Source organism: Herbaspirillum lusitanum, assembly GCF_026127345.1.
Lineage (GTDB): Bacteria > Pseudomonadota > Gammaproteobacteria > Burkholderiales > Burkholderiaceae_D > Herbaspirillum > Herbaspirillum lusitanum.
Window position 1 is genome coordinate 126833 of the sequence record NZ_QXFG01000004.1, and the last position, 15921, is coordinate 142753.

General features: G+C 54.7%; 15 protein-coding genes and 1 pseudogene. 12 read left to right on the forward strand and 4 right to left on the reverse strand.

Annotated features, from left to right (window positions below; translation table 11 throughout):
• Positions 1–3: 3 nt before the first annotated feature.
• Positions 4–561: a hypothetical protein gene (locus DXT88_RS03850; protein ID WP_265211690.1), complete on the reverse strand. Its 558-nt coding sequence runs from the start codon at positions 559–561 to the stop codon at positions 4–6.
• 375 nt (positions 562–936) lie between these two features.
• On the opposite strand from DXT88_RS03850, the gene DXT88_RS03855 reads away from it, so the two are divergent.
• From DXT88_RS03855 to DXT88_RS03870, 4 genes are all read left to right on the forward strand, one after another.
• Positions 937–2376: an Eco57I restriction-modification methylase domain-containing protein gene (locus DXT88_RS03855; protein ID WP_265211691.1), complete on the forward strand. Its 1440-nt coding sequence runs from the start codon at positions 937–939 to the stop codon at positions 2374–2376.
• A 106-nt stretch (positions 2377–2482) separates the two neighbouring features.
• Entirely contained in the window at positions 2483–4741 is a 2259-nt protein-coding gene (locus DXT88_RS03860; protein WP_265211692.1) for a sensor histidine kinase, read from the forward strand.
• Positions 4731–5858 (forward strand): hypothetical protein, encoded by a 1128-nt coding sequence (locus DXT88_RS03865; protein WP_265211693.1) that lies wholly within the window; start codon positions 4731–4733, stop codon positions 5856–5858. Before DXT88_RS03860 ends, DXT88_RS03865 begins: the two co-directional genes overlap by 11 nt.
• 1 nt (position 5859) lies before the next feature.
• On the forward strand, positions 5860–6609 hold the full coding sequence (locus tag DXT88_RS03870; RefSeq protein WP_265211694.1) for a hypothetical protein: 750 nt from the start codon (positions 5860–5862) through the stop codon (positions 6607–6609).
• 99 nt (positions 6610–6708) lie between these two features.
• On the opposite strand, the pseudogene DXT88_RS03875 reads toward DXT88_RS03870, so the two are convergent.
• A pseudogene (locus DXT88_RS03875) lies at positions 6709–7428 on the reverse strand (type IV pilus twitching motility protein PilT); the annotation flags it as partial.
• A 52-nt stretch (positions 7429–7480) separates the two neighbouring features.
• Here DXT88_RS03875 and DXT88_RS03880 point away from each other — a divergent pair.
• From DXT88_RS03880 to DXT88_RS03890, 3 genes are read left to right on the forward strand one after another with little or no spacing between them, the layout of a single operon-like run.
• Positions 7481–8182, forward strand: coding sequence for a YggS family pyridoxal phosphate-dependent enzyme (locus tag DXT88_RS03880; protein ID WP_265211695.1), 702 nt, complete (start codon positions 7481–7483; stop codon positions 8180–8182).
• 39 nt (positions 8183–8221) lie between these two features.
• Positions 8222–9037, forward strand: coding sequence for a pyrroline-5-carboxylate reductase (gene proC, locus DXT88_RS03885; protein WP_016832343.1), 816 nt, complete (start codon positions 8222–8224; stop codon positions 9035–9037).
• Positions 9038–9044: 7 nt separating this feature from the next.
• Complete coding sequence (locus tag DXT88_RS03890; RefSeq protein WP_265211696.1) at positions 9045–9761, forward strand: peptidoglycan DD-metalloendopeptidase family protein; 717 nt, start codon at positions 9045–9047, stop codon at positions 9759–9761.
• Positions 9762–9773: 12 nt separating this feature from the next.
• On the opposite strand, the gene ubiA is transcribed toward DXT88_RS03890, so the two are convergent.
• On the reverse strand, positions 9774–10628 hold the full coding sequence (gene ubiA / locus DXT88_RS03895) for a 4-hydroxybenzoate octaprenyltransferase (RefSeq protein WP_265211698.1): 855 nt from the start codon (positions 10626–10628) through the stop codon (positions 9774–9776).
• Here ubiA and DXT88_RS03900 point away from each other — a divergent pair.
• The 5 genes from DXT88_RS03900 (at position 10627) to DXT88_RS03920 (ending at position 15256) form a co-directional block, all read left to right on the forward strand.
• Positions 10627–10839: a hypothetical protein gene (locus DXT88_RS03900; RefSeq protein WP_265211699.1), complete on the forward strand. Its 213-nt coding sequence runs from the start codon at positions 10627–10629 to the stop codon at positions 10837–10839. The genes ubiA and DXT88_RS03900 overlap by 2 nt on opposite strands.
• 72 nt (positions 10840–10911) lie before the next feature.
• Positions 10912–12219: a sn-glycerol-3-phosphate ABC transporter substrate-binding protein UgpB gene (gene ugpB / locus DXT88_RS03905; protein ID WP_040503922.1), complete on the forward strand. Its 1308-nt coding sequence runs from the start codon at positions 10912–10914 to the stop codon at positions 12217–12219.
• Between the two features lie 189 nt (positions 12220–12408).
• Positions 12409–13293, forward strand: a complete 885-nt coding sequence (gene ugpA / locus DXT88_RS03910) for a sn-glycerol-3-phosphate ABC transporter permease UgpA (RefSeq protein WP_265211701.1) — start codon at positions 12409–12411, stop codon at positions 13291–13293.
• A gap of 39 nt (positions 13294–13332) precedes the next feature.
• Positions 13333–14184 carry a sn-glycerol-3-phosphate ABC transporter permease UgpE gene (gene ugpE / locus DXT88_RS03915; RefSeq protein WP_016836658.1) on the forward strand — a complete coding sequence of 284 codons (852 nt, stop codon included), beginning with the start codon at positions 13333–13335 and terminating at the stop codon, positions 14182–14184.
• 1 nt (position 14185) lies between these two features.
• Positions 14186–15256, forward strand: a complete 1071-nt coding sequence (locus DXT88_RS03920) for a sn-glycerol-3-phosphate import ATP-binding protein UgpC (protein ID WP_016836659.1) — start codon at positions 14186–14188, stop codon at positions 15254–15256.
• 69 nt (positions 15257–15325) lie between these two features.
• Here the strand turns inward: DXT88_RS03920 and DXT88_RS03925 are convergent, their stop codons facing one another.
• Positions 15326–15790, reverse strand: a complete 465-nt coding sequence (locus tag DXT88_RS03925; RefSeq protein WP_265211702.1) for a RidA family protein — start codon at positions 15788–15790, stop codon at positions 15326–15328.
• Positions 15791–15921 lie beyond the last annotated feature (131 nt).

A 15921-nucleotide genomic window follows, 5' to 3' on the forward strand; every position in this document is an offset into this window, starting at 1 on the left:
GTTCTACGCCTTCATTTGCTGGCACATGTGTTTCACTTGCCGTTCAAATGCATCTGCATCGCGAAGAGTGTCTTTTAAGACATCTCCCCAATTTGGATTCTTCTTTTCCCAAGCGCTGAATTTGTTCACCTCAATATCCTGATTACGGATCCAGTAGTGATTCATGATCTTGGCCGGCACGCTTTCTTCAACGTAAACGGCATTGCTCGGATAAGCCCTAGCAAATATAGTGAAGGCTTTCGAAAAATCCTCTAGGTATCCATCCCGGGCGAAATCGGACAAAAGTGTCTGAACAGCGCCAGAGGGAGTGGAAAAGGCTGCGGAACCTTGCATAGCAATGGCCTCCTTAATTTTCTCTCGGTTATTAAACGGCATTTTTTTAACCCCTTTAAGTTCGTTAAACCCTTCTAGCTCCATTACGTGTTTGCGAAGCGATTCTGCAAATTGCTGAACCTTTTCCGCGTCTTCTTTAGTGGGCACCCATACTCGGACTTCGGCCCACCCCTCTTTAAATCGAGCTTCTCTTTGTTTTTTAATCCGCTGTTGGGTACTTGTGGCCATAACTGAAATTAGATGATTGATGGAACTCTATTTTTATTTTCGTAGGTGTAATACGGATTATTGTTTTGATTGCCTGAAATGTCAAGGCCTACAAGGCCTGCCCACATTTAACGGGAGTTTTTTTATGGTATTCTGCAAAATCTTTCTCTTTTGCAAAGGCAAAAAAGCTCTTGTAATTAGTTTCTGAACTTGCCAAGAGAGGGGGAGTAGTGGCGAACGGCTGGGGGGATCCAGCTCTTTCCTAAGAACGCTGCAGGGTCGTATGTAGAGCCTTCAGCTGAGGCAAAAAGTAATAAACCAACCTAAACATTGTAGTTGGCGCGTCATGCGCAGCCAGCCAATGAAGTGGTCCAGAGCTAACGTGAAGTGAAAAAAATGATGCGAGCCGACAAAAAAGCAGCTAATAAACGCGCGGTTACATCAACTCCCACCGACTTAATCCAAGTACTTATACGCGAACTCACTGATGCGGCATCCGCAGTCAGGACGGCCACGCATCGAATTGATGGTTATGGTCTTGCAGCAAACAGTAACTATCTTGAGAAATGTCAGGTGGATACACCTCCGGAAATCGTGAAGCGTGTGTGGGAAATAGTTCGCAAGTATCGAACAAAAAGTAAAAACGTATTTGATGCCGGAGCAGGCGATGGCCGTTTTTCTGTGGGTGGCGTATATGACCAGTACATTGGCTATGAGCTGGATTCTAAGCGCATTCCTATTGCACCTTTGCCAGAAAATGCCACGATATTGAGGGCTTGCGCATTCGCGCAAGCTTTGCCAAAGGCATTTGATTTGGCGATCGGAAACCCTCCTTATGTAAGGCATCATGACTTAAGTGATACATGGCGTGAACGTATCTCTAAATGGATCAAAGAACAAACCGGCGTTACCCCCAATGGATGGTCGAATGCTTATCTTTATTTTCTTTGGTTGGCGCTTATCACTACAAAGAACGACGGACTTGTCGCTTACTTAGTACCGTTCGACTGGGTAACACGCCCCGCTGCAAGAACATTGAGGGAATTTATCGCGAATAATGAATGGCAATTAGATATCTATAGATTTGATACAGAGCCATTCCCAGGCGTGTTAACTACTGCTTGTATTGTCATCGTTGATAAGCAGAAAAAAAGAAAATCTATTCAATATTATCGGTTGCCTGACAATGGCGACGCGGTTCGGATAGATAACCCAACTCTCTCATCTAACCCGCCGCTTGAGTATGTGCGTAAGGATGCCGATGTGTACGCGCAGCGAGGCTTTAGCTCGGGGGATCAAACAGTATTTCTTTTGACAGAAAGTCAGAGATTGCATCACGGACTGGAAATTGGTGAGGATGTCGTCGCGGCGGTTTCCTCGTTGCGAGAGGTGAGTCTTGAAAATAGTAATTTGACGGAAGCTTTCTTCAAACGCAATTTCGTCGACGCAGGGGAATCTTGCTGGTTGGTTAGACCTACAGACACACCGAGTAAATCTCTTATGTCTTATCTGAACGACGTAGGTGGTCGATGCAAAAATAACTCTACGTGTAGTAAGCGTGCTGTGTGGTGGAAATATGAGTTGCCAGTGGCCCCTAGAATTTTATATGCGTCGGGGTTTCGCGGGCCCAGGCCCAAGCTAATGCTAAATACTATCGGAGCAATTGCAGTTGGTTCTGTATGTGGAATTTACACGCCAACTGCAGTTAAGGCATCACATGTCTTGAAATCTTTATTAGCGACGGAATTGCAGACGAAGGTGGTCGCCCTTTCTAGAGGCTTTACAAAAATTGAGGTGAATCAGATGAATGGCTTGCTTAGGTCGATTATCGCTTGATCCTCGTAATTAAATATATGCACCCGTAAATACTTAATTTAGCTATAAGTGGCGTCGACGTGATTGGTTGCTCCAAAAATATATAAGCAAAAACAAAGGAATTTGTATGACCGCGATGCAGACATGGGCCGCACGTACGGTTCTCTCTCAAGGTAGCGTCGTATTTGATGTGGAGGCGCGTCTATTACAAGAGCTTGGTGAGCGGCTTGTTGCCTCCCCCGAAGTCGCCATACTTGAATTAGTAAAAAATGCGAGCGATGCTGATGCACCTGAGTGTCGAGTGTCGCTCACTTCCGAGAAAGGCCGGGCTGCCCTAGTCATCGCTGACAATGGCGCGGGGATGAGTGAGGACGACTTTCGTACACGGTGGATGAGAATTGCCGCGGATAGCAAACGGAATCCGACTACGAAAAAATACGGTCGAGCGGTAACTGGCCAGAAAGGAATTGGTCGATTTGCGATCCGGTTTTTGGGGGCAGCTGTCCGCTTGGATTCAATAAGCGTTGATCCAGCCACAGGCCAAAAGCAAAAACTGGAAGCAATTTTTGACTGGCGGCGGTTGGATCGTAACGTTAATTTGCGAGATGCGAAGGTCCCTTTTAGAGTCACCATTGCTCCATCCGATTCCGTTACAGGAACCAAACTTACGGTCACCAGACTCAAGGGAGACTTGGGTGGTGTATTTAGTAAGGCTCTTTTGACCCGCGTCTTGCAGATTGTCTCTCCTATCTCTGCGTTTGATGCAGGCCCATTTGCGCGACTTGCTGGTAACGGTGAAGAAAGCGATCCGGGATTCTCTGTCAATTTCTATGGTTTCCCTCAATCTGATGACGAACCTGACTTAGCCAAGGCAGTAATTGGACATGCATGGGCTCGTTTAAAGATTAAGGCTACTAATTCCAAAGTAAAGTATATCGTCACCTTTCGTGACGATCCGGAGAAGGTCGAATTGGAATTCGATTATCCGAATGAAATTAAAAGCGGCTTATATGCCGACATCGTTTTCGCGCCTAAAAGAAAAGACGCATTTCACGGCATAGCAGTAGATCGAAGAGAAGTCTGGACTTGGATTCGTAAGAATTCTGGCATTGGTATTATCGACAACGGGTTCCGAATTCGACCATATGGATTTACCGATGACGATTGGCTCTATCTTAATCAGGATGGCGCTCACAATCGCCGTACATGGCGTTCACTCATTGCTGAAGAAAACTTCTCGTTAAGCGAAATGGAACAAGCACGGCCAGGACTAAATCCTGCCTTGAATGTTCCAACGAGCTATCAAGTTATTGGTGCGGTAAATGTATCGTCGCGAGCGCCAGCCGAGCAGCATGAGATAGATTTGATTCCCGCTATGGATCGTGAGGGTTTTCTTATCAATCTCGCGTACCATCAGATGGTAGAAATTGTTCGGGGTGGCATTGAATTTCTAGCGAAAGCTGACAAAGAGCGCCTGCTAAAAATCGAGGAAACGCTGGCAATTCAGAATCGCGCGGAGTTACGAGAGGATTTGGCCGAGACCGTCGATGCAATCGAAAATGATCCTAGACTTGCCTCAGAAGAAAAGGCTGCGTTAGTCAATCATTACAGTCAACTGGCTGTCAGGGTCGTCGAACAAGAAGAATACGACCGAAATGCGCGGCAACGTCTTGAGATTGCTGCCGGATTAGGCGTGGTCGCGGGCTTCATGACCCATGAAGCTGAAAAACTATTCTTGGCACTTGACTCTGTTATCAAGAAACTGAAACTCAAAGCCTCAACTGAAAAGGCGCTTCACTCAGACATCAGTGAAATCCAGGAGGCTCGAGATAGATTGGATGGTTACATTCGCTATACGAGACTTTATACAGATTCTTTGCGGAGTGATGAGCTTAGATCATTCTCTGCGTTGGGACAGATCGAATGGGTAATCGATAACTTTGGACGAATCGCAGAAAGTCGAGGGATCAAGACAAATATTGACTGCGATGATGAGTTGTTGGCGCCCTCTATTCCTGTCGCAATGTATAGCGCGGTACTTTTAAATTTATACAGCAATGCAACTAAAGCAATCATTGCGCGAGGGGACGACCGAGTCCCTCCACAAATTCTTATCGCTGCTAAGAATGATGGTCGCTTTCACTATCTAACGGTCCACGATACCGGTGTCGGGATTCCTCCTCAATTACGTCGCCGTATTTGGGACCCATTTTTCACGACGACATCTCGAGTGAATAGTCCTTTAGGAACCGGAATGGGATTAGGCCTCTCACTTGTAAAAGATTTAGTACAAAGAGTTGGCGGTCGTGCTGAGATCATCGAATCTCCGACACCTTTTTCAACTTCAATTCGTATTGCTATACCCAGGGGCTCCAATGAAAAATAATACAAATAAAAAATCGATCTTACTGTTTGAGGATGACGAGACCGTTATCAGAAACTTGAGCGCTAAGATTGAGAAAAATCTTGGCGCGACGTTTGAGCTTTTGGTGTTTCCTTTGAACGAAAAACCGAAAAAAAATAGTGGTCCTTTCGAGGATCGCTTGGTGTCAGCCATGCGTGATGACGTCTACAAGAACGTTGTCCTTATCGTGACAGACCGCGATTTGTCGACTCAGCAATGGGGTGGTCTTTCGGAGGCAGCTGTCACAAGAGCCGCTCAGGAGTTTGGTCTGCCTGTTGCATGCTATCGTCAGGCTAAACTTGTACCAGAAGAACGCTTGCGACGAATTCCAGGCGATGGTCGCATCGAATTGCCAATAAACGATCAGGAAGAACTGGCTCGTCAGGTAGTGCTTCTAGCCGAAGGATTTGTGCAGCTTGAAGACATGCTACGTTTGCGCCCGAAAACAGGGAAGAAGGGGAGTAAGGTTGCAATTGCAGATCATCAGTCGCCAGGTATGTTGCTCGCAGAAATACTGCAGCATCCAGAGGCCGCCAGTCATTTTGACACTTATGCCTGCGGTGACCAAGGAGCTATTGCTGAGATACTGACAATGTCTGCCGAGGACAAAGCGCAATTCAATAAGAACGATCAACGAGTGCTAATTGTTGCACTAGGTGTTTGGATTGCCGATCTTGTTATGCAATATCCCGGTGTTCTGTTAAATGAAATTGCTGCAGCAAGCTATTTGGACATACATCCAACGGATTTTAGAAAAGAAGCTGTCCGGAATATCTTCAAAGAAGCCGAATACAAAAATCTTCCATTTGCCAATCCACAACAACCAATGTGGTGGAGACACAGTTTGGATGACCTCATTAATGAGGTTGGTGTGACTTCTGGGCTGGAGTTGTGTTCTTCAAAAGGTATCAAAAGACTTCGCTTTTGCCCATGCTCTGTGGATGACAAACTCCACGCGGGATATTACTGCATGGCGACAGATGCTCCGATAAGTGCGGAAAATTCATCAGGGCGGGTTAGTTGGTTTCCACCTGGTGCAGATTTGGCTCGGCTAACTAAAAAGACTTATCGAAAATTGGCTCCATGGATTGGGGCCTGAAATGGCTAAACGCACTGCAATTGAGGTCTTCATGGACCGTGCAAAACTCGCGCATAAAAACGTATATGAGAACTTTTATCGTAAGGCTCTTTTAGAAAGTGTGGCCTTGAAGCCGGCATTGAGCGGTGAGTATTTTTCGGTCAATCAAAGTCCAGCTCCTCATAAGAATTCAGTTGAAATACGAGGTGGCTTAATAATAGATCGTCTTCCGTATCGACGGAGGGATGAGAATTCGGCTGCGCAGGATCGAGGAATTTCTGTACTACTGAATTCAGAAGAAATTTTTAAATTTAGTGGAAAAGTTAGTGCTGATACTAGTTTTTTATGGAAATCGACGGTTAGGGTCGGCTACTACCAAAGAATAAAGGATAAATGGCAAACGCTTTTATGCGTTCGCTATGACTACGCAAAGGCCTATGAGGCACATCCAATCTTTCACGCTCAGTTAGAAGCAGGAACTTTGAACGGCGACGCCGTGAAAGTTTTTAATACGGGAATTCCAGAAATTTTGCCGATTCCTAATCTTCATACAAGAGTTCGGATGCCGTCAGCAAATGTAATAGGTGCGACAGCGTTGCTGACTTTAGCTGCAGATCATCTCAGTGGAAAAACGTTTCGAGAGATGCTGATGGTCATAAACAGCCAACCATTTTTCTCACCATGGAGATGTGACTACAGCAGTCTTGATGATCCTACTGCCATGTCAGGAGCACTATCGAACATATGGTACGGGGGGAAATCATTAGTTTGATCGTCTAGCAGAGCTAACATTCATTCTCGCGATAACGTGAGCGAGCCATGATAAGTTGCGCATTGGTTACATACATACACTGCCTCACTACCTAACTGCGATGCGGTCTATGCTTTTGGCGGCCGAGGACGTATGCAGCGTCGCCAGCACCAGGTGGCCGGTTTCCGCCGCCGTCAGCGCCAGGCGGATGCTGTCGAGGTCGCGCAATTCACCGATCAGGATGACGTCCGGATCCTCCCGCAGCGCCGAGCGCAACGCATTGGCGAACGAGTGCGTATGGGCGCCGACGGCGCGCTGGCTGATCAGGCTCTTGTCCGGCGCGTGGATGAATTCGATGGGATCTTCGATGGTCAGGATGTGGGCCGGGCGCTGCTCGTTGATATGCCGGATCATGGCCGCCAGCGTGGTCGATTTGCCCGAGCCGGTGGGGCCGGTGACCAGGATCAGGCCTTGCCGGCGCAGCGCCAGTTCGACCAGCACCGGCGGTGCGTCGAGGTCGGCCAGACTGCGGATGCTGTGGGGAATCGTACGGATGACCGCCGCCGGGCCGCGCGCCTGCTGGAAGGCATTGATGCGGAAGCGCGCCAGTCCTGCGATATCGATCGCGAAGTCGCACTCCAGGTCGCGCCGATACGCCTCGGCCTGGGCCGGTTCCATGATCGCGTTGAGCATGTCGTCGACGTCTTGCGCCAGCAATACCGGCAAGTTGACGCGCCGCATATCGCCGCGCAGTCGCAGCATGGGCGGCAAACCGGTGGAAAGATGCAGGTCCGAAGCCTGATTCTTGACGGAAAAGGCGAGCAGGTCGGGAATGTCCATTTATAATCTCTGACTGAAAAAACAGCGTTGTCCCTCCCTGAACCAAAGAATTATGTCGTCAATCGCAAAACAGTTGCAAGTTGTTAACGCGCGCATTGCGGCCGCCGCGCAAGCCGTCGGCCGCAATCCGCAAGACATCCTGCTGCTGGCGGTGTCGAAGTTCTTTGACGCGGCGTCGGTGTTGGACGCCGTGCGCGCCGGGCAGACCGCTTTCGGCGAAAACTACCTGCAGGAAGCGCTCGACAAGATCGCCGCGCTGAAGCTGGCGGCGCCCGAAGCGCAGGTCGCATGGCATTTCATCGGACCGATACAGAGCAACAAGACGCGCCAGATCGCGGAAAATTTCGACTGGGTGCATTCGGTCGATCGCGAAAAGATCGCTCGCCGCCTGGCCGAACAACGTCCGCCCGGGCTGCCGCCGCTGAACATCTGCCTGCAAGTCAACATCAGCGGCGAAGACAGCAAGAGCGGCTTGTCGCCGGACGAATTGCTGCCGGTGGCGCGGGCGGTTGCCGCCTTGCCCGGTCTGCGCTTGCGCGGACTGATGGCGATTCCGGCGCCGACCGAGGTGGAAGAAGAACAGCGCGCAGCGTTCCGGCGCTTGCGCGAACTGGCGGAACAGCTGACCAAGGGCGGCATTGCCTGCGACACTTTGTCGATGGGCATGTCGGCCGACATGGACGCCGCCATCGCTGAAGGCGCCACGATCGTGCGCGTCGGTACGGCCATTTTCGGACAACGTCGGACGCACTGATTTTTGCTTTATCCGTAGTCCTCTACAGGAAGAAAACATATGTTGAAGATAGGTTTCATCGGCGGCGGCAACATGGCCGCGGCACTGATCGGCGGTCTGGCAGGCAAGCTCACCGACGGCAAGAACATCCACGTGGTCGACCTCAATCCCGAGTCGCTGGAAAAACTCAACCAGCGCTTCGGCGTCACCACCGCGCTGCAAGTCGACGAGATGCTGGCCAAGGTTGACGTCATCGTGCTGGCGGTCAAGCCGCAGCAGATGCGCCAGGTGGCCGACAGCCTCAAGCCGTTCATCGGCGCCCAACTGGTGCTGTCGATCGCCGCCGGCATCCGCAGCGCCGACCTGTCGCGCTGGCTCGGTAATCATCCGGCCATCGTGCGCTCGATGCCGAACACGCCGGCGCTGATCGGCAAGGGCATCTCGGGCATGGTGGCGCTGGACGGCGTGAGCGCCGGGCAGCGCGCCGCTGCCGACGCCATTCTGCGCGCCGTCGGCGCCACCGTGTGGCTTGATAGCGAAGACCTGATCGATCCGGTGACGGCGGTGTCGGGCAGCGGCCCGGCCTACGTGTTTTATTTCATGGAAGCCATGCAAAAGGCGGCCGTCGAACTGGGACTGAGCGCCGAACAAGGCGTCGAGTTGGCCAAGGCGACCTTTGCCGGCGCGGTTGAGCTGGCGATCCGTTCGCCGGAGCCGCTGTCGCTGTTGCGTGAACGGGTGACATCGAAGGGCGGAACCACTTATGCCGCCTTGACGTCAATGCAAGGCGCCGGCGTGGCTGAACACATCGTGACGGCAGTCAAGGCTGCCGCCGCAAGAGGGAAAGAATTGGGGGAGGAGTTTGGCAAGGATTAGTTTGCAAGTGCTGCGTTATATTTCGATTGTCGCCACGGCTGTTGGCGTTGCAGCGCTGACGGCGTGCGCGAGTGCGCCGTATCAGGGCGACTCCTATACGGTAAGGAAGGGCGACACGCTGATGAGCATTTCCCGCACGGTCGGAAAGGATCATCACGACATCGCCGCATGGAACAAGCTTTCCGACGCGAATGAAATCTATCCCGGCGACGTCTTGCGCCTGAAGCCGCCGGCGACCGCCGCTGTAGCAGCAGCCCCCGTCTCGCGCGCGAAGCCGGCAGCTGCAGTGCATGAACGCAAGGCGGAGCCGAAGACAGAGCGTGAAGCGGCAGCGCCGTCAGCGACTGAGGCCGAACGCCTCGACTGGATGTGGCCTGCGCAAGGCAAGCTCACCGCCACCACCGACCGCAACCTGAAGGGCATCGACATCACCGGCACTCCGGGCCAGCCGGTGTGGGCGGCCGAAGCCGGCAAGGTGACTTACGCCGGGCGCGGCATCCGCGGCTACGGCAACATGATCATCGTCAAGCACAGCCGCACGCTGTTGTCGGTCTATGCGCACAACAAATCGATCATGGTCAAGGAAGGGCAGACCGTGAACCGCGGGCAGCAGATCGCCGAGATGGGCGACACCGACAGCCGCACGGTCAAGCTGTATTTCGAAATCCGCAGCAACGGCAAGGCGCTCAACCCGGTGCCGCTGCTGCCGAAGCCACGCAGCTAAAAGACTAGCAGACTAGCGCAGCGCGTAATCCACGGCGACGCCTGCGAACATCAGTGCGCCCAGCCAGTTGTTGTGCACGAACGCCTTGAAACAACCGGCGCGGTCGCGCGTGCGGATCAGGGTGTAGTGATATATAGCGCAGCCCGCTGCGGCCAGCATGCCCAGCGTGAACCAGGTGCGCAGGCCGAAATGCCAGCCCACCGCCCAGAAAATTCCCAGCGCCGCCACGTAGCACAGCATGATCGCCAGCACGTCGAAGCGGCCGAAGGTGATCGCCGAGGTCTTCATCCCGAGCTTGATGTCGTCGTCGCGATCGACCATGGCGTAGGCGGTGTCGTAGGCCACCGACCAGAACACATTCCCCAGCAGCATCAGCCACGCCGCCGCCGGCACCTGGCCCTGTACCGCAGCAAAACCCATCGGGATGCCGAAGCCGAAGGCGATGCCCAGGTACGCCTGCGGAATCGCGAAGAAGCGCTTGAAGTACGGATAGCTGGCCGCCACGATCAGCGCCGGCACCGACATCTGCTTGGTCAGTGTATTAAGCGGCAGGATCAGCAGGAAAGACGCCAGCGCCAGCACCCCCGCCACCATCAGCGCCTCCCAGCCGTGGATCTTGCCGGCCGTGAGCGGACGGTCGACGGTGCGCTTGACGTGCTTGTCGAAATCGCGATCGGCGTAATCATTGATGGCGCAACCGGCCGAGCGCATCAGCACCGTACCCAGCACGAAGATCGCCACGATATGCCAGTCCGGCCGGCCGTCGGCGGCAAACCACAGCGCCATCAGCGTCGGCCACAGCAACAGCTGGATGCCGATCGGTTTGTGCAGGCGCACAAGGTGGAAATAGAGATTAAGGCGATTCATGTCAGGCGGACAAAAAGGAAAGCGCCATTATAAAGGCGCGCTCAAAAAACTCGCCTGGGTGGATGAATGGGATATTTTTGACGGAATTGACGCGCTCTTTTGCAGAATTTTTTTTCATGCAATTTGCATCTCCGTGAACGGATGTAACATGCCTTGTGAATTTTTGCTCAAAAAGGCGAAATTATTTGCCGTGGCGGGCATTAGACGCTAATGTACGACCGGTGTAACGAGACAGTCACAATGACTTGATAACATCGGTCACCTTTTTGGGAGGATTTGCCTAATGAAATACCCTGTGAAAACCTTTGCCGCTGCGGCTTTGCTGGCGACAATGACAACTTCGGCCTTCGCGGTTACCGACATCGCCTGGTGGCATTCCATGACCGGCGCCCTGGGCGAACGCGTCAACGCCATGGCCGACGAATTCAACAAGAGCCAGTCCGATTACAAAGTGACGCCGGTCTACAAGGGTACTTACGACGAATCGATGGCCGCTGCGATCGCCGCCTATCGCGCAGGGAACGCTCCCAACATCCTGCAGATTTTTGAAGTCGGCACCGCCACCATGGTGTATTCCAAGGGCGCCATCAAACCGGTCTATGAAGTGATGCAGCAAGCCGGCGAGAAGTTCGACCAGAACGCGTATGTGCCGGCAGTCTCCGGTTACTACTCGACCGCGAAGGGCATGATGTCCTTCCCGTTCAACAGCTCGACCACGATCATGTTCTATAACAAGGACCTGTTCGCCAAGGCCGGCCTGGATCCGAACAAGCCGCCGGCAACCTGGCAGGATTTCGTCGGCATGGCCGCCAAGATGAAGGCCAGCGGCATCACCTGTCCTTACACCACCACATGGCAATCGTGGGTGCACCTGGAATCGTTCTCGGCCTGGCACAACACCGAGACGGCAACCAAGAGCAACGGCTTCGGCGGCCTCGACGCACGCCTGAAGATCAACGGCCCGCTGCAAGTGCGCCATATCGAAAACATGTCCAACTGGGCCAAGCAAGGCTACTTCATCTACGCCGGCCGCAAGGATGAAGCCAACGCCAAGTTCAACGCAGGCGAGTGCGCCATCATCACCGGTTCCTCGTCCGCGTACGCCGATATCCGCAAGAACGCCAAGTTCAAGTTCGGCGTGGCGCCGCTGCCTTACTACAGCGATGTGCAGGGCGCACCGCAAAACACCGTGATCGGCGGCGCTTCGCTGTGGGTCATGGGCGGCAAGAAGGCTGACGAATACAAGGGCGTGGCGAAGTTCTTCACTTACCTTTCCAAGCCTGAAGTGCAAGCCAAGTGGCATCAGGAAACCGGTTACCTGCCGGTCACCAAGGCGGCTTACGAAATCACCCAGAAGTCCGGTTTCTATGAGCGCAATCCGGGCACCGACGTCGCCGTCAAGCAGATGATCGTCAAGACCACAGACAAGTCGCGCGGCATCCGCCTGGGCAACTACGCACAGATCCGCACCGTGATTGACGAAGAACTGGAAAACGTCTGGACCGGCAAGAAGGCGCCGAAAGAAGCGCTCGACAGCGCCGTGAAACGTGGCGACGAACTGCTCGCCCGCTTCGAAAAAGCAAACAAATAAGAAGTCTGCTGAACGCAGCGCGGCAAGATCGATTTGCCGTGCTGCCGCTTCAGGAAAGACCTGTGCAAGACACTTGGCCCCGGTTCTCCGGGGCGATGTATTTTTCAGCTGCTCGGAAAACTCACCGGTGCCGGATGTAATCGTTATCACGCATCCTCTCAAACACCGCTTTTAGGGACATAAGCTATCGTGGAAAAACGCGCTCGCTTCACTTCATCATGGCTGCCGTATGCGCTGGTCGCACCGCAGATCCTGATCACGATATTGTTTTTCTTCTGGCCTGCGGTGCAGGCCCTGTACCAGTCGGTGCTGCTGCAGGACGCCTTCGGCGGTTATTCGGAATTCGTCTGGTTCGACAATTTCGCCGCCTTGTTCGGCGACCCGAGCTATCTGGCGGCGTTCGGCACCACGGCCATCTTCTCGGTGCTGGTGGCGGTGGGCGGCATGGTGCTGTCGCTGATCCTGGCGGTGTTCGCCGATCGCGTCGTCAAGGGCGCGGCGATCTACAAGACCTTCCTGATCTGGCCGTATGCCGTGTCGCCGGTGGTGGTCGGCGTGCTGTGGATGTTCCTGCTGAGTCCTTCGCTGGGCCTGCTCTCGCATGTGCTGGCATGGCTCGGCATCAACTGGAACTACATGGTCAACGGCAACCAGGCCATGACGCTGATTGTCATCGCGGCGATCTGGAAACAGATCAGCTACAACTTCCTGTTCTTCCTGGCCGGCCTGCAATCGATTCCGAAATCGCTGATCGAAGCGGCCGCCATTGATGGCGCCGGTCCGGTCAAGCGCTTCTTCACCATCATCTTCCCGATGATTTCGCCGACGACGTTCTTCCTGATGGTGGTCAACATCGTGTACGCGTTCTTCGATACGTTTGCGATCGTGGAGGCGACCACCCACGGCGGTCCCGGCAAGGACACCGAGATCCTGGTCTACAAGGTCTTCAGCGATGGCTTCAAGGGCGGCGATCTCGGTAGCGCCGCGGCGCAGTCGGTGGTGCTGATGGTGATCGTGATCCTGCTGACCGTGGTCCAGTTCAAGTACGTGGAAAAGAAGGTGCAATATGCTTAAGTCGCACAAGGCTTCATCAATGCAGAAGGGAGCGCCGGCATGATTGAACGTCGCCCCATCCTCGACGCCGTCAGCCATCTGGTGCTGATCATCGGCGCGATCATCGTGATCTTCCCGTTGTACGTCGCCTTCATCGCCAGCACCCAGACCGCCGAGCAATCGGCCATGTCGCCGCTGTCGCTGCTGCCCGGCACCGAGCTGGTCGCCAACTACAAGACCGTCCTGACCCAGGGCGCTTCCGGCAACGTCTCGTCGCCGCCGGTGTCGCGCATGCTGTGGATCAGCCTGGTGACGGCGCTGGTGATCGCGATCGGCAAGATCTCGATTTCCATGCTGTCGGCCTTCGCGATGGTGTACTTCCGCTTCCGCGGACGCAACCTGTTCTTCTGGATGATTTTCGTGACGCTGATGTTGCCGGTGGAGGTGCGCATCACGCCGACCTACCAGGTGGTGTCCGACTTCGGCATGCTCAATACCTATGCCGGCCTGACGGTGCCGCTGATCGCCTCGGCCACGGCCACTTTCCTGTTCCGGCAATTCTTCCTGACGGTGCCCGACGAGCTGGCTGAAGCGGCGCGCATCGACGGCGCCGGGCCGCTGCGCTTCCTCAAGGACGTGCTGTGGCCGCTGTCGCGCACCAACGTGATTGCGCTGTTCGTGATCATGTTCATCTACGGCTGGAACCAGTACCTGTGGCCGCTGATGATCGCCACCGAGCAAACCATGTACCCGATCGGCATCGGCATCAAGACGCTGATTTCGGGCGGTGACTCGGCGGTGGAATGGAATATGGTGATGGCAACGATGATCCTGGCAATGTTGCCGCCGGGGCTGGTCGTCGTGGTCATGCAAAAATGGTTTGTTAAAGGTCTGGTCGATTCCGAGAAATAACATGGCAAAAATTCATCTCAAGCAAGTCAAGAAGACCTACGGCAAAGCGCCGAAAGCAGTCGACGTCATCCACGGCATCGACATCGACATCGCCGACGGCGAGTTCATCGTCATGGTCGGTCCGTCCGGCTGCGGCAAGTCGACATTGCTGCGCATGGTGGCGGGACTGGAAGAAATCAGTTCCGGCGACATCATGATCGGCGACCGCGTGGTCAACAACCTGGAGCCGAAAGAACGCGACATCGCGATGGTGTTCCAGAACTACGCGCTGTATCCGCACATGAGCGTGTACGAAAACATGGCCTACGGCCTCAAGATCCAGGGCTTGCCGAAAGCCGAGATCGACACCCGCGTGCAGCGCGCGGCCGAGATCCTGGAACTGGGCGCATTGCTGGACCGTACGCCGCGTCAATTGTCCGGCGGCCAGCGCCAGCGTGTGGCGATGGGGCGCGCGATCGTGCGCAAGCCGGCAGTGTTCCTGTTCGACGAACCGCTCTCGAACCTCGACGCCAAGCTGCGCGTGCAGATGCGCCTGGAAATCCAGAAGCTGCACGCCTCGTTGCGCACCACCAGCCTGTATGTGACGCATGACCAGGTCGAAGCGATGACCCTGGGCCAACGCATGATCGTGATGAACAAGGGCCGCGCCGAACAGATCGGCACGCCTGCGGAAGTCTACGGCAAGCCGGCCACCACCTTCGTCGCCAGCTTCATCGGCTCGCCGCCGATGAACCTGCTCAACGGCAAGCTCGGCGACGACGGCGCGCGTTTCACTTTCGACGACGGCTCCGTTTTCGATCTGTCGACGCCGGCCAAGATCGGCGGCGGCGCGCGCATCCTCGGCATTCGTCCGGAACATCTGCAACTGGGACGTCCCGGCCTGAACATGGAAGTCGAACTGGTGGAAGCGCTGGGCGCGGAACTGCTGGTGCATACACGTTGCGGCGGCCAGTCCATGGTGATCCGCTGCGCGGCCGGCACCGAAGTGGCGATGGGCCAGCAGGTCACGGCCGGCGTCGATGCGAACCTGCTGCACTGGTTCGATCCGCAGACCACGCATCGTATCGACTGATATCGACCCTTACGTTGCAAACAAAAACAGCCGGCATATCGTTGCCGGCTGTTTTTTTGTCCGCAGGGTTCAGCTCTCCAGCGCCACCACGATATCCAGCTCGACCGCCGCATTGCGCGGCAATTGAGCGACGCCGACGCTGGTGCGCGCGTGGCGGCCCTGTTCCGGTCCGAACAATTCATAGATCAGCGCCGAGGCGCCATCGGCCACCGCACTCTGCTGGCTGAAGTCTTCGGTGCTGTTGACGTAGACGTTCAGGCGCAGGATCTTGTCGATGCGCTGCAGGTCGCCGACGGTGTCGCGCAAGGCCGCCAATGCGCGGATCAATGCAGCGCGGGCGCCCATCCTGGCGTCCTCGATCGAGACTTCGCGGCCCAGCTTGCCCGACACCAGCACGCGGTCGCCGTCGCGCGGCAACTGGCCGGCGATCCAGGCCAGGCCCTGATGCACGACGCCGGTTGCATATTGGGCGCCGGGTGCGGCGGAGGCGGGCAGCACGATACCTAATTCGGTCAGGCGTTGGTCGAGATTCATGGAGCTTCCTTGTCATGGTTGGGCGGAGTTGCCGGGGATGGGGTCTATAATAAATTCCCGTCTGCCTGCGCGGCAAAGCATCTTTTCTCAGGCCAGCCCCAGTATTTTTCGATCCGTTTCTCAGCCCGTTT

Excerpts from the sequence above, each read along its gene's own strand:
- DXT88_RS03850 (WP_265211690.1), bottom strand. The coding sequence starts at position 561 with ATGGCCACAAGTACCCAACAGCGGATTAAAAAACAAAGAGAAGCTCGA.
- DXT88_RS03855 (WP_265211691.1), top strand. The coding sequence starts at position 937 with ATGATGCGAGCCGACAAAAAAGCAGCTAATAAACGCGCGGTTACATCA.
- DXT88_RS03860 (WP_265211692.1), top strand. The coding sequence starts at position 2,483 with ATGACCGCGATGCAGACATGGGCCGCACGTACGGTTCTCTCTCAAGGT.
- DXT88_RS03865 (WP_265211693.1), top strand. The coding sequence starts at position 4,731 with ATGAAAAATAATACAAATAAAAAATCGATCTTACTGTTTGAGGATGAC.
- DXT88_RS03870 (WP_265211694.1), top strand. The coding sequence starts at position 5,860 with ATGGCTAAACGCACTGCAATTGAGGTCTTCATGGACCGTGCAAAACTC.
- DXT88_RS03880 (WP_265211695.1), top strand. The coding sequence starts at position 7,481 with ATGTCGTCAATCGCAAAACAGTTGCAAGTTGTTAACGCGCGCATTGCG.
- proC (WP_016832343.1), top strand. The coding sequence starts at position 8,222 with ATGTTGAAGATAGGTTTCATCGGCGGCGGCAACATGGCCGCGGCACTG.
- DXT88_RS03900 (WP_265211699.1), top strand. The coding sequence starts at position 10,627 with ATGTCAGGCGGACAAAAAGGAAAGCGCCATTATAAAGGCGCGCTCAAA.
- ubiA (WP_265211698.1), bottom strand. The coding sequence starts at position 10,628 with ATGAATCGCCTTAATCTCTATTTCCACCTTGTGCGCCTGCACAAACCG.
- ugpB (WP_040503922.1), top strand. The coding sequence starts at position 10,912 with ATGAAATACCCTGTGAAAACCTTTGCCGCTGCGGCTTTGCTGGCGACA.
- ugpE (WP_016836658.1), top strand. The coding sequence starts at position 13,333 with ATGATTGAACGTCGCCCCATCCTCGACGCCGTCAGCCATCTGGTGCTG.
- DXT88_RS03920 (WP_016836659.1), top strand. The coding sequence starts at position 14,186 with ATGGCAAAAATTCATCTCAAGCAAGTCAAGAAGACCTACGGCAAAGCG.
- DXT88_RS03925 (WP_265211702.1), bottom strand. The coding sequence starts at position 15,790 with ATGAATCTCGACCAACGCCTGACCGAATTAGGTATCGTGCTGCCCGCC.